Source organism: Micromonospora sp. WMMD1076 (assembly GCF_029581475.1).
GTDB classification, from domain to species: Bacteria; Actinomycetota; Actinomycetes; order Mycobacteriales; family Micromonosporaceae; genus Micromonospora; species Micromonospora aurantiaca.
Map to the genome: position 1 here is coordinate 517,018 of NZ_CP120862.1, position 22,525 is coordinate 539,542.

At 74.1% G+C, this 22,525-nt stretch carries 22 protein-coding genes; 9 read left to right on the plus strand and 13 right to left on the minus strand.

Annotation, left to right across the window (positions count from 1 at the left end):
• Window positions 1-28 precede the first annotated feature (28 nt).
• Together panC and O7622_RS02685 are read right to left on the minus strand one after the other, a co-directional pair.
• Window positions 29-871, minus strand: coding sequence for a pantoate--beta-alanine ligase (gene panC, locus O7622_RS02680; protein WP_282311712.1), 843 nt, complete (start codon window positions 869-871; stop codon window positions 29-31).
• Entirely contained in the window at window positions 871-1,800 is a 930-nt protein-coding gene (locus O7622_RS02685) for a Rossmann-like and DUF2520 domain-containing protein (RefSeq protein ID WP_282311713.1), read from the minus strand. The genes panC and O7622_RS02685 overlap by 1 nt, the downstream gene beginning before the upstream one ends.
• A gap of 193 nt (window positions 1,801-1,993) precedes the next feature.
• Here O7622_RS02685 and O7622_RS02690 point away from each other — a divergent pair, with 193 nt between their 5' ends.
• Entirely contained in the window at window positions 1,994-3,097 is a 1,104-nt protein-coding gene (locus O7622_RS02690; protein WP_282314009.1) for an SAM-dependent methyltransferase, read from the plus strand.
• Window positions 3,094-4,263 carry an NADH-quinone oxidoreductase subunit D gene (locus O7622_RS02695; RefSeq protein ID WP_282311714.1) on the plus strand — a complete coding sequence of 390 codons (1,170 nt, stop codon included), beginning with the start codon at window positions 3,094-3,096 and terminating at the stop codon, window positions 4,261-4,263. The genes O7622_RS02690 and O7622_RS02695 overlap by 4 nt, the downstream gene beginning before the upstream one ends.
• Window positions 4,264-4,272: 9 nt before the next feature.
• On the opposite strand, the gene O7622_RS02700 is transcribed toward O7622_RS02695, so the two are convergent.
• The 4 genes from O7622_RS02700 to O7622_RS02715 all read right to left on the minus strand — a co-directional run bounded on the left by O7622_RS02700 (window position 4,273) and on the right by O7622_RS02715 (window position 8,700).
• Complete coding sequence (locus O7622_RS02700) at window positions 4,273-6,006, minus strand: hypothetical protein (RefSeq protein ID WP_282311715.1); 1,734 nt, start codon at window positions 6,004-6,006, stop codon at window positions 4,273-4,275.
• Window positions 6,007-6,133: 127 nt separating this feature from the next.
• A complete protein-coding gene (locus O7622_RS02705; RefSeq protein WP_282311716.1) occupies window positions 6,134-7,138 on the minus strand; it encodes a glycine betaine ABC transporter substrate-binding protein in 1,005 nt (334 codons plus the stop codon).
• 153 nt (window positions 7,139-7,291) lie between these two features.
• On the minus strand, window positions 7,292-8,014 hold the full coding sequence (locus O7622_RS02710; RefSeq protein WP_282311717.1) for an ABC transporter permease subunit: 723 nt from the start codon (window positions 8,012-8,014) through the stop codon (window positions 7,292-7,294).
• Window positions 8,011-8,700, minus strand: coding sequence for an ABC transporter permease (locus tag O7622_RS02715; protein ID WP_013288967.1), 690 nt, complete (start codon window positions 8,698-8,700; stop codon window positions 8,011-8,013). The genes O7622_RS02710 and O7622_RS02715 overlap by 4 nt, the downstream gene beginning before the upstream one ends.
• A gap of 2 nt (window positions 8,701-8,702) precedes the next feature.
• On the opposite strand from O7622_RS02715, the gene O7622_RS02720 reads away from it, so the two are divergent.
• Window positions 8,703-9,695: an ATP-binding cassette domain-containing protein gene (locus O7622_RS02720; RefSeq protein WP_282311718.1), complete on the plus strand. Its 993-nt coding sequence runs from the start codon at window positions 8,703-8,705 to the stop codon at window positions 9,693-9,695.
• 2 nt (window positions 9,696-9,697) lie between these two features.
• Here O7622_RS02720 and O7622_RS02725 read toward each other — a convergent pair whose 3' ends face one another.
• The 7 genes from O7622_RS02725 to folP form a co-directional block, all read right to left on the minus strand.
• Window positions 9,698-10,189 (minus strand): hypothetical protein, encoded by a 492-nt coding sequence (locus O7622_RS02725; RefSeq protein ID WP_282311719.1) that lies wholly within the window; start codon window positions 10,187-10,189, stop codon window positions 9,698-9,700.
• Window positions 10,190-10,272: 83 nt separating this feature from the next.
• Window positions 10,273-10,575: a hypothetical protein gene (locus O7622_RS02730; protein ID WP_269703652.1), complete on the minus strand. Its 303-nt coding sequence runs from the start codon at window positions 10,573-10,575 to the stop codon at window positions 10,273-10,275.
• Window positions 10,576-10,636: 61 nt separating this feature from the next.
• Window positions 10,637-11,863 (minus strand): ABC transporter permease, encoded by a 1,227-nt coding sequence (locus tag O7622_RS02735; RefSeq protein ID WP_282311720.1) that lies wholly within the window; start codon window positions 11,861-11,863, stop codon window positions 10,637-10,639.
• Window positions 11,864-11,977: 114 nt separating this feature from the next.
• Complete coding sequence (locus tag O7622_RS02740) at window positions 11,978-12,466, minus strand: DUF3180 domain-containing protein (protein ID WP_282314010.1); 489 nt, start codon at window positions 12,464-12,466, stop codon at window positions 11,978-11,980.
• Between the two features lie 85 nt (window positions 12,467-12,551).
• A complete protein-coding gene (gene folK, locus O7622_RS02745) occupies window positions 12,552-13,079 on the minus strand; it encodes a 2-amino-4-hydroxy-6-hydroxymethyldihydropteridine diphosphokinase (protein ID WP_282311721.1) in 528 nt (175 codons plus the stop codon).
• Window positions 13,076-13,435, minus strand: coding sequence for a dihydroneopterin aldolase (gene folB / locus O7622_RS02750; protein ID WP_281588535.1), 360 nt, complete (start codon window positions 13,433-13,435; stop codon window positions 13,076-13,078). Before folB ends, folK begins: the two co-directional genes overlap by 4 nt.
• A complete protein-coding gene (gene folP, locus O7622_RS02755) occupies window positions 13,432-14,373 on the minus strand; it encodes a dihydropteroate synthase (RefSeq protein WP_282311722.1) in 942 nt (313 codons plus the stop codon). Before folP ends, folB begins: the two co-directional genes overlap by 4 nt.
• Before the next feature lie 358 nt (window positions 14,374-14,731).
• Here folP and O7622_RS02760 point away from each other — a divergent pair, with 358 nt between their 5' ends.
• Genes O7622_RS02760 through O7622_RS02785 form a run of 6 tightly spaced genes read left to right on the plus strand, consistent with a single transcriptional unit; the run spans window position 14,732 to window position 22,518 of the window.
• Entirely contained in the window at window positions 14,732-15,046 is a 315-nt protein-coding gene (locus O7622_RS02760) for a hypothetical protein (RefSeq protein WP_013288976.1), read from the plus strand.
• A 14-nt stretch (window positions 15,047-15,060) separates the two neighbouring features.
• A complete protein-coding gene (locus O7622_RS02765) occupies window positions 15,061-15,423 on the plus strand; it encodes a hypothetical protein (RefSeq protein ID WP_013288977.1) in 363 nt (120 codons plus the stop codon).
• 49 nt (window positions 15,424-15,472) lie between these two features.
• Window positions 15,473-18,844, plus strand: coding sequence for an ATP-binding protein (locus O7622_RS02770; protein ID WP_282311723.1), 3,372 nt, complete (start codon window positions 15,473-15,475; stop codon window positions 18,842-18,844).
• A 1-nt stretch (window position 18,845) separates the two neighbouring features.
• Window positions 18,846-20,789 carry an MFS transporter gene (locus O7622_RS02775; RefSeq protein WP_282311724.1) on the plus strand — a complete coding sequence of 648 codons (1,944 nt, stop codon included), beginning with the start codon at window positions 18,846-18,848 and terminating at the stop codon, window positions 20,787-20,789.
• A complete protein-coding gene (locus O7622_RS02780; RefSeq protein WP_282311725.1) occupies window positions 20,786-21,346 on the plus strand; it encodes a hypothetical protein in 561 nt (186 codons plus the stop codon). Before O7622_RS02775 ends, O7622_RS02780 begins: the two co-directional genes overlap by 4 nt.
• Complete coding sequence (locus tag O7622_RS02785) at window positions 21,343-22,518, plus strand: M23 family metallopeptidase (RefSeq protein WP_282311726.1); 1,176 nt, start codon at window positions 21,343-21,345, stop codon at window positions 22,516-22,518. The genes O7622_RS02780 and O7622_RS02785 overlap by 4 nt, the downstream gene beginning before the upstream one ends.
• The last annotated feature ends 7 nt before the right edge of the window (window positions 22,519-22,525 follow it).

The window sequence follows — 22,525 nt, forward strand, 5'->3', positions numbered from 1 at the left end:
GGATGCCTTTCCGCATTCGTGGTGGGGTTCAGGGACGCGGCGCGAGGTGGATCGCCGTGTTGTCGATCAGGCGGGTGGCGCCGACCCAGGCCGCGATCAGCAGCCGGGCCGGGCCGGCGACCGGGCCGGGTTCCAGCTCGGTGTCGGTGAGCACCAGGTAGTCCAGGCGGGCGTCCGGCGCGTCGAAGGCCCGGTGCGCGGCGGCCAGCACCGCGCCGGCGTCCTCACCCCGCTCGGCCGCCGCCGCGCCGGCCCGCAACGCGGCGGACAGGCCCAGCGCGGTCCGCCTCTCCTCCGCCGAGAGGTACCGGTTGCGGCTGGACATGGCCAGCCCGTCCGGTTCCCGTACGGTCGGCACGCCGACGATCTCGGTCGGCACGTCGAGGTCGCGGACCATCCGGCGGACCAGGGTGAGCTGCTGGTAGTCCTTCTCGCCGAAGAACGCCAGGTCGGGGCGGGTGAGCTGGAGCAGCTTCATGACCACCGTGAGCACGCCGTGGAAGAAGCCGGGACGGCTCAGGCCCTCCAGGTCCTCGCCGAGCGGACCCGGGTCGAGCCGCACCGTCGGGCGGCCCTCCGGGTACATCTCGGTCACCGAGGGCGCGAACACCACGTCCACCCCGGCCCGGCGGCAGATCTCCAGGTCGGTGTCGAGCGTGCGTGGGTAGCGGTCGAAGTCCTCGTTCGGGCCGAACTGCAGCGGGTTCACGAAGATCGTGACGATCACGTGACCGGCGCGCTCGCGGGCGGCCCGCAGCAGCGCCTCGTGCCCGTCGTGCAGCGCGCCCATGGTCATCACCACGCCGACCGGCCCGGCCATCGCCTCGCGGGCCGCCGCCAGTTCCTTGCGCGTGTGCAGCACCTCGGCCATCAGGCCGCCACCTCGATTCCGTCGAGCACGTTGCGCAGCGCGGCCGCGTCCGCCGGGCGAAGACGGCCGACGGCGGCGGCACGGTCCGCCGTCCGTCGTGCCAACGCCAGATACGCGGGTACGGATTCCGGCGCGGTCCGCGCCAGCCGGTCCAGATGCCGGCGTACGGTGCCCGCGTCACCACGCGACACCGGGCCGGTGAGCGCGTCGTCGCCCAGCCGCAGCGCGTTCTCCAGCGCTGCCCGCAGCAGCGGGGCGAGCACCTTCTCCGGCCGTTCCACACCGGCGTCGCGCAGCCGGTCGGCGGCCTCGTTGACGAGCGTCACCAGGTGGTTCGCGCCGTGCGCGAGTGCCGCGTGGTAGAGCGGCCGGTCGGCCTCACCGACCCACTCCGGTACGCCGCCCAGGTCGGCCACCAGCCGGGCCGCGAACGGGCGCAGCTCGGCCGGGGCGGTCACCCCGTAGGAGATGCCGGGCAGGCGGGACAGGTCGTCCGGCGTACCGGTGAAGGTCATCGCCGGGTGCAGCGCGAGCGGCCGGGCGCCCGCCGCGGCGGCCGGCGCCAGCGCGGCGAGCCCGTGCGCGCCGGACGTGTGCGCCACCACCTGGCCGGGGCGCAGCGCGCCGCTCGCGGCCAGGTCGGCGACCACGCCCGCCAGCGCGTCGTCCGGGACCGCGACGATCAGCAGGTCGGCGGCGGCGCGCGCCACGGCGGACGCGGAGCGGTGCGGGGTCTGCGGCAGCAGCAGCGCCATCCGGGCCTTCGTCGCACCCGAGGCGCCGGATGCGGCGGCCACCCGGTGACCGGCTGCGGCGAGGGCCGCGCCCAGCACGGCGCCGACCCGGCCGGCGCCGAGGACGCCGACGGCGAGGGTACGCGGGAAGACGAGCGGGGCAGCGGTGGCCCGGGGGCGCAGCGGTGCGCTCATGGCAGCGATCCAGTCCTCGAAGGGGGTACCGGTCGATGGCAAGTATGCGCCCGGGTGACAGACCCGAAACAAGAAGGTGTGAAAACCTTCACCGACCGCCGGAAGCCGCAGCTGCGGTGGCGGGCAAACCGCCCGTTCGGGTACGTCCCGTAGGGTCGGCCCGGTGACCTCCCCGCTGCGCTGGCGCGACGCGATGGAGCGGGCGCTGTACGGGCCGGACGGCTTCTTCGTCTCCGGCGGCGGGCCCGCCGCGCACTTCCGCACGAGTGTGCACGCCTCGCCCGTCTTCGCCGCGTGCGTGCTGCGGCAGCTCGAGACGGTGGACGCGGCGCTGGGGCACCCGGACCGGCTGGACGTGGTGGACGTGGGCGCGGGCCGGGGCGAGTTGCTCCGGGCGCTGCTGGCGCAGGCCGCACCCGAGCTGGCCGCCCGGATCCACCCGGTGGCTGTGGAGCTGTCGGCCCGCCCGCCGGACCTGCCGCCGGAGATCGACTGGCGCCCCGACATCCCCGACGACATCACCGGCCTGCTCCTGGCCACGGAATGGCTGGACAACGTCCCCCTCGACGTGGCGGTCCACACCCAGTCGGGCTGGCGCCTCCTCCTGGTGGACCCGAAAACCGGCCAGGAGACAGCCGGACCGCCCCCTACCCCCACCGACGCCACCTGGCTGACCCACTGGTGGCCCCCGCCCCCGCCCCTGCCCCTGCCGCCCACCCCGACTCCCACCCCGGCTCCCACCCCGTTGATCAAGGAGTTTGTGTCGGCGGAGGGCCCGGATCAGGACACGAACTCCTTGATCACCGACGTCGGCGGAGGCGGAGGCGGGGTCGGAGGGAGGGCGGAGATCGGGTGGTCGCGGGATCTGGCCTGGGCCGGGGCTGTGGGGAAGGTGGCGCGAGGGCTGGCGCTCGCCGTGGACTACGGGCATCTGCGGGACTCGCGTCCTGCCGACGGGACGCTCACCGGGTATCGGGGTGGGCGGCAGGTGCCGCCGGTCCCGGACGGCTCCTGCGACGTGACGGCGCACGTCGCCATGGACTCGGTCGCCTCCGCCGGTGAGCGGGTCGCGCGGTGCGCGTACTCCCTGGTCTCTCAGCGGGAGGCGCTGCTGGCGCTCGGGGCCGACGGTGGGCGACCGCCGCTGAGCCTGGCCGGTCGCGACCCGGCCGGCTACCTGCGGGCGCTGGCCGCGGCGTCGGCGGCGGCCGAACTGACCGACCCGGCCGGGCTCGGCGGGCACCTGTGGCTGCGGCAGCCGGTCGGCGTCGCGCTCGACGCGGTCGTGGCACGATGACGGGCATGACCACGGACGCCGCCGACCTCCGCGAGCTGACAGTCGGTACCGGCGCCGGGGGTGAGCAGCTCGGCACCGACATGGTGCTCAACATCGGGCCGCAACACCCCTCGACGCACGGCGTGCTGCGGCTGAAGCTGGTGCTCGACGGGGAGCGGGTGGTCGCCGCCGAACCGATCGTCGGCTACATGCACCGGGGGGCGGAGAAGCTCTTCGAGGTACGCGACTACCGGCAGATCATCGTGCTGGCGAACCGGCACGACTGGCTCTCGGCGTTCTCCAACGAGCTGGGCGTGGTGCTCGCTGTCGAGCGGCTGATGGGCATGGAGGTGCCGGAGCGCGCCACCTGGCTGCGGATGGCGCTGGCCGAGCTGAACCGGGTGCTCAACCACCTGATGTTCCTCGGCTCGTACCCGCTGGAGATCGGCGCGATCACGCCGATGTTCTACGCGTTCCGGGAACGGGAGACCATCCAGGCCGTGATGGAGGAGGTCTCCGGCGGCCGGATCCACTACATGTTCAACCGGGTCGGCGGCCTGAAGGAGGAGGTTCCGTCCGGCTGGACCGGGCGCGCACGCGCCGCCATCGCCGAGGTGCGCCGCCGGATGCCCGACCTGGACAACCTGATCCGGCGCAACGAGATCTTCCTGGCCCGTACCGTCGGGGTCGGTGTGCTGTCCGCCGCCGACGCCGCCGCGTTCGGCGCGTCCGGGCCGGTCGCCCGCGCCTCCGGGCTCGACCTCGACCTGCGTCGCGACGAGCCGTACCTGGCCTACGACCAGCTCGACGTGCCGGTGGTGACGAAGACCACGGGTGACTGTCACGCCCGCTTCGAGGTGCTGCTCGACCAGGTGTACGTCTCGCTCGACCTCGCCGAGCAGTGCCTGGACCGGGTGGACCGGATCAGCGGGCCGGTGAACACGCGACTGCCGAAGGTGCTGAAGGCGCCCGAGGGGCACACGTACGCCTGGACCGAGAACCCGCTCGGCATCAACGGCTACTACCTGGTGTCCCGGGGCGAGAAGACGCCGTGGCGGCTCAAGTTGCGCACCGCCTCGTACGCGAACGTGCAGGCGCTGTCGTCGCTGCTGCCCGGCTGCCTGGTGCCGGATCTGATCGCCATCCTCGGCTCGATGTTCTTCGTGGTCGGCGACATCGACAAGTAGCCGGCGGGGTCAGCGCCAGCGGTCGGCGGGGTCCCGATACGGCTCGCCGTGTCCACCGCGCTCCGGGCTGCGCCGCTCCGGTTCCGCCGGCCGCCATTCCGGCTCGGGCCGACGCCACTGCGACTCGGCCTGCCGCGCTTCCGGTTGGCGCCACTCCGGCTCGGGCTGGCGCCACTCCGGTTCCGATCGGCGCCACTCGGGTTCCGGCTGACGCCATTCCGGGGGTGGCTGACGCCACTCCGGCTGTGCGCTGCGCTGCGTCGGCGGCCGCCACTCCTGCGGCACCGGCACCCCACCGGCCGGCAGCGCCGGGTGGCTCTCCCCGGGCCAGCGGGCGTCCGGTCCGTCCGGTCCGCTCGCGTCCGGTCCACCGCCGCGTACCGAGGCCCACCGGTCCTCGACCCGGTACTCCGTGCCGCCACCGTCGGCGTGCACTGCGGCCCGCCGCTCCCCGAGGCGGACCTCCCGGCCCGTGCCGTCGTCACGGACCGCTGCCCACCGGTTGCCGGCACGCATCTCGGACCACTGGTCGCCGTCGGTGCCCGCCCGGCCGGGCGGCACGTCCGGTACGCCCGCTGCGGCCGCGGGCCAGGCGCCCGCCGACCGGCCGGCCCGGTCGTCACCGCCGCCGGACCAGGGCCGCTGCTCCTCCGCCGCCGACCGGCCCTGGTCGCTCGACCAGCCACCCCCGGCGGTACGCCCCGACCGGCCCGGTTCCCCGGCTGAGGGCCCGGACCAGCCCGGTTCCCCTGCGGTACGCCCGGCCCAGCCCGGTTCCCCGGCGGCGGCCCGGCCGACACCCGCCCACGGATGCTCGGCACCGGGACGCCCGGGGTCGGCCCACGAGTGCCCGTCGTCGCCGGACCCGGCACCCCAACCGCCGTCGTCCGACCCGGCTCGGCGGCCCGACCGGTCGTCCCGGCCCGGGTCGCGGTGTCCCGCGTGCCGGTGGCCGGCCGGGTCCGCGCCCCGGGACCGGTCCTCGTCCGGCCAGCCGCCGGGGAATCCGCCGTACCGGGTGCCGGTCGGCTCACCACCGCCGACGATCGTGTGCCGGGTGGTGACGTGCACCGTCTCGGTGTGGTGGACCACGCCGACCGGGCGGGTCTCCGGCCGGGCCACCGGGTCGGACACCCGCGCCGCGCCGTACACCCCGCTCGCGGGCCGGTCCGGACGTACGGTGGCCCGCGCCGCCGGTTCGGCGTCGTGCCGACCGGTCCGTGCCGGTTCGTCGTCGTCCCGGCCGGCCGGGTGCGCCCGGCCATCGTCGGGCGTGCCGGTGACCGGCACCCTTGCCGCACCGCTCGGGCGCTCCGGCGCCGACGCGGAGGGAGACGCCGAGGCGGACGCGGGCGTGGCGGCCACTCCGGCGGCGGCGGCGTCGAGCCGGTGCCGTACCGCCCCGGCCACCTCCTCGGCCCGTCGTGCCTGGTCGAGCGCCTGGTTGCCGCGCTGGGCGGCGGCCACGATCTCGGCGCGCAGCTCGCGCCGGAGCTGCGCCAACTCCTCGCGCAGTTCCTCGGACGCCGCACCCCCGGGACCGCTCTCCGGCCGAAGCGCGATGGACAGACCGATGAGCACGACGGCGAGGATCGCCAGAACGGCCCCGAACCGGAGCGAGCCGTTGCCGTCGGCGATCAGCAGGATGAGCGCGGCCAGGGGCGCCAGCCCCACACCGACCCAGAACAGGACGGTGAGCAGGGTGGGCGTGCTCTTGTCGGCGGGCGCGACCGAGGCTGGCATGGCTGAGCAGAGTACCGAGAGTTCCACCGGAGGGGAACGGGTCGGCACCACCACTCGATGAGCGGCCCGTCGTACAGGGCAGCCATGCCGCCGGCCGGCACGCGTGGCGCCGGCCGGCGGTGGTGCGTCAGCTCGTGGCCAGCGCCGCGTCGGAGGAGAGGACCAGGCCGACGCTCGCCGAGCCGGTCTTCAGCGCGTTCTTGGTCTGCGGGCCGCCCGCGTCCAGCGAGCTGAACGAGCCGGCCTTGAAGTCGTAGACCTCGACCAGACCGGCCTGGCACTTGGGCCGCTGCGGGCACTCCGGCGGCCCGGCCAGCACTGTGGCCTGGCCGGAGCACTTGGCGGCCAGGTCGGAGAGCGTGGACACGCCGTACTTGTCGGCGAACGCCTTGGTGACCGCGAACGCGTTCTGGTCCTGCGCCTGGGACGGCTGGCCGAAGACCAGACCGGCCTTGTCACCCTCGGTCTTCAGCGCCGCGACCGTCTTGTCCAGCTCCGGCGACGAGACGGGCTGGGCGTCCTTGCCGTTGGCCTTGGTGTTGAGGAACTCCGCCATCGTGGCGGCGTACTCCGGGACGACCTGGATCTGGCCCTTCTCCAGGGCCGGCTCGTAGAGCTCCCGGTTGCCGATGGTCTGCACCTCGACCTGGTAGCCGGCCGCGGTGAGCGCGATCTTGTAGAGCTCGGCGATGGTCTGGCTCTCGCTGAAGTTGCCGGCGCCGACCGTGATCTGGCCGCCCGGGCCCTTCTCGATCCCGTCGGTCACGCCGTTCGCGGACGCGAACTCCTGCGCCGCGACCTGCGGCGTCTTGCGGTCGACGTCGACCGCCCGGTTGAGCTGGATCAGCTTCGGGGTGTCGAGCTTCGCGGAGACCTTGTCCAGCGCGGCGACGAGCTGCGGCGTGGCCGCCTTCGCGTTGATCGCCGGGATGACGTTGTCGGTGTCCTGGAGCTTCTTGTCGTCGGTCAGGACGACGAGCTGGTCGCCGGCCACCGGAGCGCAGCCCGCGCCCGAGGCGCCCTGCTCGGGCGCGTCGGTGCCGGACGAGCCGGCGTCGCCGCAGCCGGTGAGGAGAACAGCCGCGGTGAGTGCGCCGAGCGCCCCCGCGGCCAGTGTCGTACGCGCGCGCATTCAGTGCCCGCCTTCCGTGTCCCGGCGCGACCCCTCGGGCCGGCCGCGTGTCCGACGGGCGATCCGGACGGCCACCCGCGACTCCAGCCAATATCCTCCGGACCCGACCGACAAACTCGGAGCGGTTTTCGTCATCCGATCGTCACCGACGGCTCAATCGCCGGTCGTCGCCGCCGTCGCGCGGCGGTTCGCCCGCGTGCGTTCCCGGCGCAGCGGGCGCGGCGTGACCACCCGCTCCACCAGCGCGAGCACCCCCTCGACGAGCAGCGCCAACCCGGCCACCAGCACACCGCCGGCGATGATCTGGCCGCCACCGGCGGCGATGTCGAGCCCGAACCCGGCCCGGATGATCTGGCCCAGCCCACCGCCGTTGACGAACGAGGCGAGCGCGGCGGTGGCCACCACCTGCACCGCCGCGGTGCGGAAGCCGGCCGCCAGGTAGGGCACCGCGAGCGGCAGCTCCACCCGCCGCAGCACCTGCCCGCCGGACAGGCCCATCCCCCGGGCCGCGTCCCGGGCCTCCGGGTCGGCCTGCCGCACCCCGGTGAACGCGTTCGCCAGCAGCGGCGGGACCGCGAAGACCGCGAGCGCCACCACCACGGCCGGGCGGCCGAAGCCGAGGAACGTCAGCGGCAGGATGGTCAGCAGCGCCAGCGTCGGGATCGCCAGTGTGACATTGGAGACCAGCAGGACCAGCCCGCCGCCCCGGCCGCTGTGCCCGAGCCAGAGCCCGATCGGCCAGGCCACCAGGCAGCCCAGCAGCACCGCCAGCGCGGACATGCTCAGGTGCTCGCCGAGGCGGTCCAGCACGCCGCCAGGGTTGGTCCAGTTCAGCGGGTCGTTCAGCCAGACGACTGCCTGCTCGACGGGGTTCACCGGGCGGACCTCCCGCGCAGCCAGGGGGTGAGCAGGCGGCCCACGCCCGCGAGCACCAGGTCGAGCACCAGCGCCAGCAGCACGCACAGCACCGTGCCGGCCATGATCTGCGCCTTGTAGAAGTTGTTCTGGAAGCCCGCGAAGATGAGCTGGCCGAGCCCGCCCCGGCCGACCACCACCCCGACTGTGACGAGCGCGACAGTGGACACGGTCGCGAGCCGTACGCCGGTGAGGATGCCGGGTAGCGCCAGCGGCAGCTCGATCCGGAACAGCCGGCCCCACCTGCCGTACCCCATGCCCTCGGCGGCCTCGCGTACCTCCGGTGGTACCTGGTTCAGCCCGGCCAGCGCGTTGCGCACGATGACCAGCAGCGCGTACAGCGCGACCACGGTGAGCACGGTGATCGCACCGATGCCCAGGTACGGCGCGAGGAACGCGAACAACGCCAGCGACGGGACGGTGTAGAGCACCCCGGTCACCGCCAGGATGGGCGCCGACAGCGACCGGAACCAGTACGCGAGCACGGCGAGGGGCAACGCCACCAGCGCGGCGATCACCACGGCGCGGGCGGTCAGCCAGGTGTGCTCCCGCAGCGCGGCGAGGATCGTGTCAGAGTTGTCCCGCACGTACTGCCAGGAGAACCACGGATTGCCCGGGTCGGCCCGGTAGCTCAGGTGGAGGGACACACGTGGACGGTACCCCGGGAAGCACCGCCGGAGGCGGCGCGGCGTCGATCACGCTGGAGGGCATCCGCAAGCGCTACCCGGATGGCACCGAGGCGGTACGCGAGCTGAGCCTGGAGGTCGCCGCCGGCGAGCTGGTGGTGCTGATCGGCCCCTCCGGCTGCGGCAAGTCGACGGTGCTGCGCATGATCAACCGGCTGATCGAGCCGACCGACGGGCGGATCCTGCTCGGCGACGACGACGTCACCCGGGTCGACCCGGTGGCGTTGCGCCGCCGCATCGGGTACGTCATCCAGAACGTCGGCCTGTTCCCGCACCAGACCGTCGCCGCGAACGTGGCGACCGTACCGGGGCTGCTGGGCTGGCCGAAGCAGCGGACCCGGGACCGGGTCGGCGAGCTGCTCGAACTTGTCGGACTGGACCCGGCGCAGTTCGGCCGGCGGTACCCGCACGAACTGTCCGGCGGGCAGCGGCAGCGGGTCGGCGTGGCCCGGGCGCTCGCCGCCGACCCGGTGGTGCTGCTGATGGACGAGCCGTTCTCGGCGGTGGACCCGATCGTCCGGACCCGCCTGCAGGAGGAGTTCCTGCGGTTGCAGGCCGAGGTACGCAAGACGATCGTGCTGGTCACCCACGACCTCGACGAGGCGGTCCGGCTCGGCGACCGGATCGCGGTGCTGTCCGAGGGCGGCCGGCTGGAGCAGTACGACACGCCCGCCGCGCTGCTCGGCTCGCCCGCCTCGGACTTCGTCCGCGAGTTCGTCGGCGCCGACCGGGGCATCCGGCGGCTCGCCGTGACCCCGGTGACCCGCGCGGTGCTCGACCCGCTCCCGGCCGACGGCGGCACCGGCCTGCCCACTGTGGCGCTCGGCGACTCGGCGTACGACGCGCTCGGCGCGCTGCTCACCTCCGGCGCGGAGCACGCGGTGGTCACCGAGGAGGGCCGGGGGGTGGGGCTGCTCGCCCGGACCCGGCTGCTGACGCTGGGCGCCGTGGACTGAGGTCAGGCCCGGCCGCCGAGGCTGGCCAGTCCGACGATCCAGCCCGCGAAGAAGCCGTACGTGACGCCGGTGCTGGCCGCCTGGAACGCGGCGAACAGCGAGCCGTGCAGGCCGAGGAGCGTGGCGAGCAGGGCGCTGAGCCCGCCCGCGAGCGCGTACGCGCCCCAGCCGGAGAGGAACTGGCTGCCCGAGGACGTCACGCGGTCGACCTGCGGGCCGGGCAGCAGGTACAGCAGCGCCGCGGCCAGCACGATCAGCAGGATCGCCCGCAGGTTGGTGGCGAACACGCCCTCGTCGGCGTGCCACCGCCAGGACGGCCAGGCGAGCAGCCGCAGGAACCAGCCACCCGCCCCGGTCGGGTCGGTGCCCCGCTGCGCCCAGTCCACGTACATCGGACTGCCGCCGACGGCGACGAGCAGGAACGCGGCGAGCGTGCCGGTGCCGGCGGCCGTGCCGTACCGGGAGACGGTGCGGGGGCGGTTGCTCAGAGCCATGCGGCGGTCAGTTCCCGGCCGGTCCCGCCGGGCAAACCTGCGCAACCGGTCGGCCGCCGTCGGCCGGCGGGCAGTCATCGACCTCAGTGCTTCATCAAGTAGTCGATGAAGGCGGCGCGCAGCAGCGGCGCGGACTCGTCGTAGCCGTGCCCGGTCAGCTCACGCCAGAGCGCGTTCGCCTCGTCGATGGTCGGGCCGATCGAGTTCGGTGCGCCGTCCAGCGCGGCGGCCTCGTCGGCGTTGGGCAAGTGCCGCAGGACCGACCAGAAGAAGCCCACGTCGCGGCGCTCGCGCGCCAGGTTGAACGCCTGCTCGCGCAGCTCCTCGGTGGAGAGCTTGTCGAGCTCGTCGAAGGTGCGGCCGCCGGGGGCAGGAGTATCGGTCATGCCGCCGAGCCTAACCGGAGAGATCAGTCCGGGCTCGCCGGACGCACGGCCACCGCCGGGGTCAGCGGTCGTCGGCGTCCCAGCGCCGGGGTTCGTTGTCCCAGCGCGGGGCCTCCCATGCCTCCACCGGGGTGTCGTGCTGGCGTACCGGGAGCACCGAGGGCCAGGCGTCCGCCGGTTCGGGCGGCGGGGTCATCGTCCAGCCGCCGCTCAGCGCGCCGTCCGGGGCCGGGCGGACCGGGCCGGGCGGACCCGGCAGCGCCGGACGGGGACGGCCGAACGTCTCGACCAGCCGGGTGACGAGCAGGCCCACGCCGAGCACGGCGCCGCCCAGCGCCCACCGGCTGACCGTCCAGCCGTGCGGCACGGTCCAGGCCAGGAACACCACCACCAGGCAGACCGCGAACAGGGTGCCGAAGATGCCGCCGCGCCGCCCGTACGCGCTGGTGCCCGCGAGCATGACCGTGCCGACCGCCAGCACGGTCCAGTCCAGTCCGGTGCCGGGCGCGACCTGGCCGTCCCCGTTCGCCGCGATCAGCACGCCGCCGAGCATCGCCAGCACGGTGGACCCGACGAGCGCCAGCGCGGTCACCGTGGCGGCCGCCACGCCGCGCCGCCGGGCCGGATCGGCGACCGGTCGGAACCGGCCGATCAGCCGGCGTACCGGTTTCATCGCGGCGAACAGGCCACCGAGGACGGCGACCGCGGCGAAGCCGACGAAGAAGTACAACGCGCTGCGACGGGGGTCGTAGTCACCCTGGACAGTCACCGGGGCGGTCCGCCGTTCCAGGTAGACGATCACACCGGCCGCCCCGGCCAGGCTCGCCGCCCATCCGGGCACGTGCAGCACCACCACGGCCAGGGCGAGCGCCAGCCCGGCCGCCGCCGCCACCGCCAGCGCCGGCAGCAGCGCCTCCCGCATGCCCCGGTCGCCCTGCTCGGCGAAGTGCAGCGCGGCGGCCAGCGCGACCGGGCCGATCGCCAGGTTCACCGCGCCGGCCCGCAGGCTCAGGCCGGCGGCGAGCGTGAGCAGGCCCAGCGCTGCGACGTCGACGAGCAGCGTCTTCAGGGCGCCGCCGCGCAGCGCGTCCGCGTCCTCCCGCCAGAGCAGCCAGGCCATCGCGACCAAGCCGGCGAGCAGCACGAACTCCCAGAGCACGTGCACCCCGATCCGGTCCCGGCCGGGTTCGCCGTGGGCCGGGTCGTCGAAGACGTTCTCCAGTACGGCAGCGGGCACCCCGGACGACGTCTCCGGCGGCGCTGTCCGGCCCGCTTCGTCGTACGCCATTGGCTCGCGCCTCCCCCAGGTGGCCGCGTCCGGCCCACGGGCGGGCGGACCGGTGGCGGCCGTCGCTCTCCGGTCGCCAGGGACGGTACCGCCGGGCCGGGGTGGGGGGAACCCTCAGAGACGCCCGCGGGGCGTCTCCCGGTCGCCCGGCTCGCGGTCCTCGTCGTCCTCCTGCTCCGGCACGCGGCAGGAACGTTCCAGCCAGAGCGCGGCCGCGACCAGCGCCAGCGCGGCGATCAGGCCGCCGAGCGCGGCGGGCCGGTCACCCATCGCGGCGTTCGTGCGCTCCACGAAGAGCCAGCCGGTCAGCCCGGCGTAGAAGCCGGCGAAGATGGCCCCGGCCAGCGCGGACGCCTTGGCCAGCACCACGAACCGGGCGACCAGCAGCGGATTCACCGGCTCCCGGCCGGGCCGCCGCTCGATCCGGCCCCTGGTGTTCACCGCCGCGTAGCCCTCCAGCACGGCCAGCCCGGCCAGCGTGATCACCGGCAGCCAGGGCAGGTCGGGCGCGAAGTCGTAGTAGAAACAGCTGATCAGCAGCCAGGCCACCGCGGCGGCGGCCAGGCCGGCCACCACGAGCGTGGAGGCCCGGGTCGGACCCATCCGGAAGCGGTCGGGCCCCTGCGGGGAGCGGTCGGTGCTCACCGCACCTCCTCAGCTCGCCACTGCCGGGCCACGATCCACCGGGTCATGTGTCCGACTCTAGCGTCAGATCGGGTCGCGGGCTCAGTTCCAGGGCGTCCCCGGCGAGCGGCTCGGCGTTGAGCAGGTCGGTCAGCCAGCCGTGCCCGGGCAGCCGGCCGTGCGGCTCGATGTCGATCCACGGGCGCAGCACGAAGGCGCGCAGATGGGCCCGGGGGTGCGGGACCGTCAGCTCGGGATCGTCGCGGAGCACCGGCTCGCCGGCGTCGTCCCAGACCGCGATGACGTCCACGTCCAGCGTGCGCGGCCCGTACCGTCGCTGCGGCTCGCGGGCGCGCCCGGCCGCCGCCTCCGCGGCCCGGGCGCGGGCCAGCCAGTCCTCCGGCGTCGCCGCCGGGTCCGCGACCATCAGCGCCGCGTTCAGGTACGCGGGCTGGTCGGCGTCCCCCCACGGTGGAGTCTCGTAGACACCGGAGACCACAAGCACCCGGTCGCCGAGCGCGGCCACCGCGCCGCGCAGGTGGTCGAGGCGGTCGCCCAGGTTGCTGCCGATCGACAGCACGGCCCGGGTCATCGGGTACGCCGCATCGTGACTGCGACGTCCCGGAACGCGTGCGGGATGGGTGCCTCCGGCTTGTGCACGGTCACCGTCGCGGCTGCCACCAGCGGCTCGGCCAGGCAGACCGCGAGCAGCCGGTCGGCGAGTGTCTCGATGAGGTTCACCGGCTCGCCGGTGACCACCGCGACCAGGCGTTCGGCCAGTTCGCCGTAGTGCACGGTGTCGGTCACCTCGTCCGAGCGCGCGGCCGGGCCCAGGTCCAGTTCGAGCACCGCGTCGACCACGAACTCCTGCCCCTGGGCGCGCTCGAAGTCGTAGACGCCGTGGCGGCCGTGCGCGCGCAGGCCGGTCAGCTCGATCCGGTCGCTCATCTGTCGCCTCCGCTCGTGCCGGCGGCCGCCTGCGCCGGCCGGGTGCCGCCGGTGGCCGCTGCGGTCCGCGGCGCGGCCGCCGGCCGGGCGCCGGTCACGGTGGCGAGCCGGGGGCTGCCGGTGGCACGCCAGACGGCGAGCGCGTCGGCGGTGCCGCGGACGTCGTGCACGCGTACCCCCCAGGCGCCGGCCGCGACGGCGAGCACGCTCGTCGCGACGGTCGCGGCCTCCCGCCCGGCGGTGGGGCGGGGTTCGCCGGCCGGGTCGGCGAGCAGCCGGCCCAGGTAGGACTTGCGGCTGGCCCCGAACAGCACCGGGAAGCCCAGGTCGACCAGCTCGGGCAGGCGGGCGCTCAGCGCCCAGTTGTGCGCGGCTGTCTTCGCGAAGCCCAGGCCCGGGTCCACGATGATCCGGTCGGCGGCCACCCCGGCGGCGAGCGCGGCGTCGGCGCGCCGGCTCAGCTCGTCCCGGACGTCGGCCACCACGTCGGTGTACGTGGCCAGCTCACGCATCCCCCGCGAGTGCCCCCGCCAGTGGATGAGCACCCAGGGGCAGCCGGCGTCGCGGACCACCCGGGCCATGTCCGGGTCGGCGAGGCCGCCGGAGACGTCGTTGACCACGTACGCGCCGGCGGCGAGAACGGCCTCGGCGACCCGGGCGCGGCTGGTGTCGATGCTGACGAGGATGCCGGCGGCGCTCAGCTCGCGGACCACAGGCAGCACCCGGGCGGTCTCCGTCTCCGCGTCGACCCGCTCGGCGCCGGGCCGGGTGGACTCGCCACCCACGTCGACCAGGTCGGCACCGTCCCCGCGCAGTCGCACCCCGTGTGCGACTGCCGCGTCCAGATCGGCGTATCTGCCGCCGTCGGAGAAGGAGTCGGGCGTGACGTTGAGGACGCCCATCACCATCGGGGTCTCCGCCCGTACCAGATCGGTCACGGACCCGACAGTACCGTTCGCCGGCAGGGCTTCCGGCCGCCGGGCGAACGCGCGACGCGGTGCCCCTGACGTGCGCATTGGAACAGGTGTACGATCGGTCATCCAGGTCGTCGGAGGTCGACTCTTCACGGCTTGTCGCAAAGGTGGCCGGGCCGTACGCTTTGGAATTGCCCAGCATCGAGATGGCGAAGCCTGGAGGGAGGGCCGAAGCGGGAAGAATCCCCCCAAAACTCACCACTCTGCGTGGTGGGTGACGGACTCAGCGTTGACGGCGCTGTCTCTGACGAGCACCATCCCGCCAGGCTTGCCTACTTGCACCAACGCGGCGCCGCCGGCCGCGACCTTGGGGAGGTTTCCAGTGATCGCCATCGAGCTCATGGCAACGGCGTCCAGTGCCGTGGACCACGCGCTCCACACCCTGGCGTCGACTCCACTCGCCGAGCCGGCACCGAAGGGCATCGACACCGACAACGTCGTCACCTTCTTCGCCAGCAAGATCGCGCCGATCCTGCTCGCGGTCCTCGGGGTGATCTTCATCGGCCGGGCCAGCCGGGGTGAGATCTCCAAGGTGCTGACCAGCTCGGCCATCGCCATCATCGGCCTGGCTTTCATCGCCGGAGCGGCAACACTCTTCTTCGTCGGCGACTACCTGATCAACCTGATCTTCGAGTAGGGCGCTGGGCGACGATGCGGCTGCGCACCGACGACGACATCTACCGGGCACGCCTCGTCTACCTGGGGCCGCCCGGGTACACCCTTCCCGTCCACCTGCCGTACGCCCAGTACGGCCTGTTCATGCTGCTCGTACCCCTCTACATGTTCATCCACTGGTTGTTCACGCTCCAGGTCGAACTGTTCCCCGCCTGGGAGATCTCACTGGCGATCGTGACGACCTCGTTCATCTTCCGGTACGTCGACCCGGACCGGCCCGCGCGCATGGTCATCCGGACCGCGCTGACCGACTGGCGACGCACCCGGGAACCGGCCACCGAGCAGCGGGATCCGCGGCTCGTCGCGAGCCGGATCAGGATCCGGGAGGAACTGGCATGACCGGGCGTACGACAACCGTGCAGACGAACGACGCGGGTGAGGCGGTCGCATGAGTCGCTCTTCCACGCCGGGTTCCCCGGCCGGGCGCCCGGCCGGGCGCCCGGCCGGGCCCAACGGTAACCGTGCGCGATCGTTCGACTACCCACCGGACGAGGATCTGGACGAGGTCGTCCTCGACAGCGCGCTCGTCACCAGCCCCGGGCACGGCCGCGTCGGCGTGTTCCAGCCGCCGCGACCGAAGAACCCGCGCGAGCCCGTACGCCCCGACGGCGACATCGACTCCCCCTTCCTCGACCTGTTCGGCGGCGCGCAGCCCCGGCGGCGGCCCGCCGCGTCCACGCCGCCCGCACCGGTCGAGCCGGTGGTGGCGCCACCCCGCCGCGGCGTCGGCCGCGAGCCCCTGCCGATCCCGCACCAGCCCGCCGTGCCGGTCGAGCCGGCACCCCGGGCCGAACCGGAGCCACCGGTCCGCGAGCAGACCCCTGGGGTACGCGCGGTCGGGCGCCCCCGGCCCGAGCCCGCGCCGCTGCCGGTCGAGCCGCCCCGGCCCGACCCGCCGGCCGCGCTCGCCCCGCCGCCGTCCCGGAGCCGGGTGCCGCAGCAGGCCGGTGACCGGCTGCCGGCGCTCCGCCCCCCGGCCGAGCCCGAGCCGGCGCTCCCGCCGCCCCCGCCGATCCCCGCCCCCGCGCCCACCGGCTACCGCGAACCGGATGTCACTGCGGCGGAGCCGATCGCGACCGGCGCGGCACCGTCGCGTGAGGTCGGCCGTCCGGCGCACCGCGAGGTGACGCCGCCCCGGCAGCGCACGCCGGAACGCCGGAACCGGCCGACCAAGCCGGTCCGGGTCCGCGCCCCGAAGATCAAGTTCGGCGACCGGGATCCGTCGGTCGAGCTGGCCATCACCGAGATCGCCGGGCACCTCACCTTCACCCCCAACACCGTCACCGCCTGGTACTGGCTGCCCGAGGTGCGGTGGGCGTTCCGGCCGGACGCCGAACGCGAGGCCCTGCTCTCGGCGATCTCCGAGCAGTACGCCGGACTCGCCGGGTTCCGGCTGCACCTGCGCCGCACCACCCGGCCCTTCCCGGCCGACGAGTGGGCCCGCACCATCGACGCGCACACCGCCGCGCCGCTGCCCGACGTACCGGGCACCACCGGCTGGGCCGACCACCTGGTCGCCGCCCAGCGGCACCTGATGGCGGTCAACCACGCCGAGGGCCAGACCTACCTCGGTGTCACGTTCGCCCGCCGGTCGCTCGGCGACTCGCTCACCGAACGACTCCTCCGCACGTTCGGCCGGGGCACCGCCGACGGCGAGCGACGCCGGCTGAGCCGTACCGTCGAGCAGTTCGACGAGGTCCTCGGCGCGTTCGGCATGCGCGGGCGCCGGGTCACCGCGCCCGAGCTGGAGTGGCTGCTCTACCGCTCGGTGGCGCTGTGCATGGCGCCGCCCGGCGTCCTGTCCCCGATCACCAACGGCCGGTGGGAACGCGGCGACCTGCTGGCCCTCACCGAACAGGTCGAGCGCTACCGCACCCCGTACGGCTCCACGGTGAAGCTGGTCAACCGGATGACCAGCGAGGAACGCCACGTCGCCGTGCTCGCGGTCGGCCGGATGGAGCCGCTGGAGATCCCCGAGCGGCACGAGCCCTGGCTGCACTTCCACGAGCGGCTGCCGTGGCCGATGGAGCTGTCCACCCGGGTCGACATCCTCGGCCCCAACGACTCCTTCCGGAACCTCGAACACCGGCTCCGGATGATCCGCTCCCAGCAGCTCGACTACGCCGAACACGGCATCGACGCCCCGCCCGAGCTGGAGCGGCTGGCCAAGCGCGCGCTGGTGATCGGCGACGAGATGACCACCGGCCTGCCCGTCGACTCGGCCCGGGCACACGGCTGGCACCGGATCGCGGTCGGCGGCCGTACCCGGGAGGAGTGCATGGAACGGGCCCGGCGGCTCATCCAGCTCTACTCCCGCGAGCTGCGGATCTCGCTCCAGCATCCGAAGAACCAGGACTGGCTGGCCCGCGAGTTCATCCCCGGCGAGCCGATCGCCAACACCGGCTACGTCCGGCGGATGCCCGTCAACCTGCTCGCCGCCGCGCTGCCCCAGGCCGCGTCCACAGTCGGCGACCGGCGCGGCGACCTGATCGGGCGGACCGCCGGCACCTGCCGCCGCCCGGTCTTCCTCGACCTGCACTTCCCGATGGAGGTACGCGAGCGCTCCGGCCTCGCCGTCTTCGTCGCCGAACCCGGCGGTGGCAAGTCGACGCTGCTCGGCGCGCTCGGCTACCTGGCCGCGCGCCGCGGCGTGCAGGTGACGCTGCTCGACCCGTCCGGCCCGCTGGCCCGCCTCTGCGCCATGCCCGAGCTGGCCCCGTACTCCCGGGTGCTCAACCTGACCGGCTCGGAACAGGGCACGCTCGCGCCGTACGCGCTGATCCCGACGCCGCTGCGCAGCGAGTTCGGCGCCGGTCCGGCGGGCGACCGCGAGTTCGAGATCGCCGTGTCGAACGCCCGCGCCGAGCGCCGGATGCTGGTGCAGGACATCTGCATGATGCTGGTGCCGCCGCAGGTGGCCCGGGAGGCGTCCACCGCCACGCTGTTCCGGCACGCCGTACGCCAGGTGCCGGCCGAGGAGACCTCCACGCTCGACGACGTGGTGACCTGCCTCCAGGGGCTCGACGACGACGCCGGCCGCGAGCTGGCGCACCTGCTGCTCGACACCGCCGAGATGCCGCTGGCCATGCTCTTCTTCGGCCGGCCGCCGGAGGGGCTGCTCGGCGCCGACGCCGCGCTCACCGTCATCACCATGGCCGGTCTGCGGCTCCCCGACCTCAAGATCGAGCGTGAGTACTGGTCGGCCGAGGAGGCGCTCGCGCTGCCGATGCTGCACACCGCGCACCGGCTCGCCGTACGCCGCTGCTACGGCGGGTCGATGTCCTCCCGGAAACTGGTCGGCCTCGACGAGGCGCACTTCATGGAGGGCTGGCGGTCCGGGCGCTCGTTCCTGGTCCGGCTCGCCCGCGACTCCCGTAAGTGGAACCTGGCGGCGCTCGTCGCCTCGCAGAACCCGAAGGACATCCTCGGCCTCGACGTGCAGAACCTCGTCTCCACCGTCTTCGTCGGCCGGATCGCCGAGGACAGCGAGATCGCCTCCGAGGCGCTGCGGCTGCTACGGGTGCCTGTCGACGACGGGTACGAAGCGACACTCGCCTCGCTCTCCCAGGCGGACAGCGGATCGGCCAACCGGCTCGGCTTCCGCGAGTTCGTCATGCGCGACGTCGACGGGCGCGTGCAGAAGGTCCGGGTCGACGTGTCGTACGTCGACGGGCTGCTGGAGCACCTGGACACCACCCCCGCAGCGGTCGCCCAGGCCGCCGGGATACTGCCGACCGTCCTGGCTGATCTGGAGGCGTGACATGGCGAGGGCCCGGGCACGGATCGCGGCGCTCCTCCTCGCGCTCGGCGTACTCGCCGGGGCCACGATCTCCTGGCCGGTGATCGGGGCGGCCACACCCGCGTACGCCGCCGCGCCGGTCACCCAGGCGCGCGCCGAGCTGTGCAGCACCAAGGAGTGGCAGACCGACTTCCGGTCCTGCGTCGGCAGGCTCAAGGCGGTCAGCGAGGACCAGGTCGAGTGCCGCAACGCGCCGGTGCCCGCCGCGCCGGACTCGGGCCTGGCCGGCTGGTTCGCGTCCCGGCCCGACTCGGCGAAGGAGCCCGGCCCGAAGGGCCTCTACAGCGACTACGGGTACGCCGGGTACAGCTACAACACGTACGACGTGGACGGCGGCTGCGCCTCCTCCGTGCTGCATCCGGACTACCGCTTCACGACGATGGTCGCCAACGGCGAGTTCATGTTCGCCAACGCGGTGATCGGTGCCTCGAACGCGCTGCGCGAGCGCGCCTGGGATCCGCGCACGATGTGGAGCTGGGCCGACCCGCTGGTGGAGCAGGCCACCAAGGCCGTCTACCAGAAGGTGTTCAGCGTCTTCGGCATCATCACCGTCTGCGTGGTCGGCCTCTACCTGCTCTGGCGGTCCCGCCAGTCGGACATGAGCAACGCGATGACCACTGCGGGCTGGGCGCTGCTGGTGATGGTGGCGGTGACCGCGCTGGCCGCATGGCCGGTCAAGTCCGCGAACATCGCCGACAACACGCTGATCACCACGTTGGGCGTGGTGCACGATGCGGTCGGTCCGTCTACCAAGGACACCCCGCCAGGCCAGTGTGACGACCCGAATCCGCAGGCGTGCAAGGATCACCGTCCCCCCGCCGTGCGCGCGAGCGACACGGCGACCGAGACGATGCTCTACCGGAACTGGCTGCGCGGTGTACTCGGTTCGGCGGACAGCGAGACCGCGAAGAAGTACGGCCAAGCCCTCTACGACGCAAAGTCGCTGACCTGGGACGAATCGGCGTCGATCCGGTCCAACCCGGCCACCCGCGACGTCGTCATCAAGGCCAAGCAGCAGCAGTGGGCCAAGGTCGCCGAGCAGATCAAGACCGAGGACCCGGAGGCGTACGAGTACCTCCAGGGCACGCGGGACATGGACCGGATCGGTGCCGGGTTCATCGCGGTGCTGGCCTCGGTGCTGTTCGCCATGTTCGACCTCACCGCGTCGCTGCTGGTGCTGCTCGGCTTCCTGATCTTCCGCTGGGCGGTGATCGCCGCGCCGATCCTCGGCACTGTCGGCCTGATGCGCCCGGCCAGCGCCGGGCTCCGGCGGCTGGCGAACGCGGTGGTGGCCGCGGTCTTCAACATCGCCATCTTCGGCACCGGCGCGGCCATCTACCTCTTCGCCGTCGACCTGATCATGAACACCGCCACGCTGCCCGGCTGGCTCCAGGTGGTACTGGTCTGGCTCTGCGGTGTGGTCGGCTGGTTGCTGCTGCGGCCGTACCGCCGGATCACCCAGCTCGGCGGCAAGGACAGCAGCGAGGCGGTCAGCTCGGCCGGCTCCTGGCACCGCCGCTTCTTCCGGGACATGCGGATCGCCGCGCGGCTGGACGTGGCCGAGCCCGGCGGCACCAACGAACCGGCGATCGGCAAGCGCCGCACCGTCACGGCCGACCAGCGCAGTCTCCGGCCGGAGGCCCGGCACGAGGATCCGGCGCACAGCGCCACACCCGCCGAACGGAAGCGACCGGACGGGCGGGAACGGCCGGAGCAGGCGCCCGCGAGCGGACGGCCGGGTGAGCGTCGCGGCGGCACGCCCCGCCCCCGGCGCGCACCGTCGACCTGGACCGGGCCGGACGTGCCGGATGAGGCGCCCTCCTACGCCGTCTACCGGCCGGACTCGGCGGGCCGCGGCACCGCACCGGCCCGGCCGGCGCCGCGCATCCGCTCCGAGGCCCGGTGAGTCCGGTGCGACGCGCCCTGGAGTTCCTCTTCGCCCGGGTTCTCCGGTCGAGGCTCGGCATCGCCCTGGTGATCGCCGCGCTGGTCTTCGGGGTGATCGGCGCGGCCCGCCTCGTCGGCGGACCCGGCGATTCGGGCCTCGGCCTGACCGGCCGCCCCACCCAGCCGATCAGCACCGCGGACCCGGAGGCCGGTGACGACGGCGTGCTCGCCAGCCCGCCGGCCGCCGTCGCCCCGAAGACCCGGCCGGGCGAGGACACGCCGGAGCAGGTCGCCGGCCGGTTCACCACCGCGTGGCTGAGCGGGCCGGGCAGCAGCGGCGACGCCTGGAAGGCCCGCCTGCGGCCGCTCTCCACCCCGGCGCTGGCCGAGAAGATGACGGGCGCCGATCCGGAGACCGTGCCCGCACGGAGGACCACGGGCGCCCCGACGCTCCGGCCCCGCACCGAGTCCTTCGTGGAGGCCCTGGTTCCGCTGGACAACGGCACGCTCCGGCTCGAACTCGTCGCACCGGACGGGCCCTGGCTGGTGGACGCGATCGACTGGGAGCGGTCGTGACCACCGGCCCGGCCGTCGCCGGACAGGTCCGCCGGAAGCTGCGCCTGGGCGTGATCGCCACAGCCGTCACGAGCGTGCTCGCCCTGCTCTGCTGCGTCGGCGGGTCCGGCGCCTTCCTCCTCACCGAACTGGGCGGCGACGAGGACGACCCGAAGCTCGCGGCCCTGAACTGTGACCCGGCCTACCAGGTGAACCTGACCGGCGACATGCCGCGCTTCGCCGAGTACGGCGAGCGCCAGCTGCGCAACGCCGCGGTCATCATCAAGGTCGGCCAGGACATGAAGCTCCCCGCACGCGGCTGGGTGATCGCGCTGGCCACCGCGATGCAGGAGTCAGCGCTGCGCAACCTCGCCAACAGCACCGTCCCCGCGTCGCTCGCGCTGCCGCACGAGGGGGTGGGCGCCGACCACGACTCGCTCGGCCTGTTCCAGCAACGGCCCGGATGGGGCAGCGTCGAGCAGCGGATGACGCCGTCGTACGCGGCCCGCAAGTTCTACCAGAAGATGGAGAAGGTGCCGAACTGGCAGCAGCGCCCGCTCACCGTCGTGGCGCAGCGGGTCCAGGTCAGCGCCTACCCCGACGCCTACGCCAAGCACGAGGAGCTGGCCGGACGCATCGTCGACGCGCTCGCGGGCGGCGCCGCCCGGACCGTGGAGATCGCCGGCAAGGCCGTGTGCGACGCCGCCGCCGGAGACCGGATCGCCGCCTCCGGCTGGACCGCCCCGCTGCCCGGCGGCGTGGTCTCCGGCTTCCGCACCACGGCCCGTCCCAGCCACCACGGCGTGGACCTGGCCGCCGCGAAGGGCACCCCGATCCACGCCGCCTCGGCGGGCCGGGTGCTGGTGGCCCGCTGCGACCCCGACCGCTCCGGACAGCGGGACTGCGACCGGGACGGCTGGCCGGACAAGGGCGGCTGCGGATGGTTCGTGGACATCCTGCACGCGGGCGGGTTCATCACCCGCTACTGCCACATGGTCGAACGGCCCCACGTGGTGCCGGGTCAGGCCGTCGAGGCGGGCGAGGTCATCGGGCTCTCCGGCAGCAGCGGCAACTCGTCCGGTCCGCACCTGCACTTCGAGGTGCACAAGGACGGCGACCGGTCCAGCAACGGGGCGGAGAACCCGGTGCCCTTCATGCGTAAGCGGGGCGCGCCCCTCGGCGAGACCGGGTGAGGCCGGG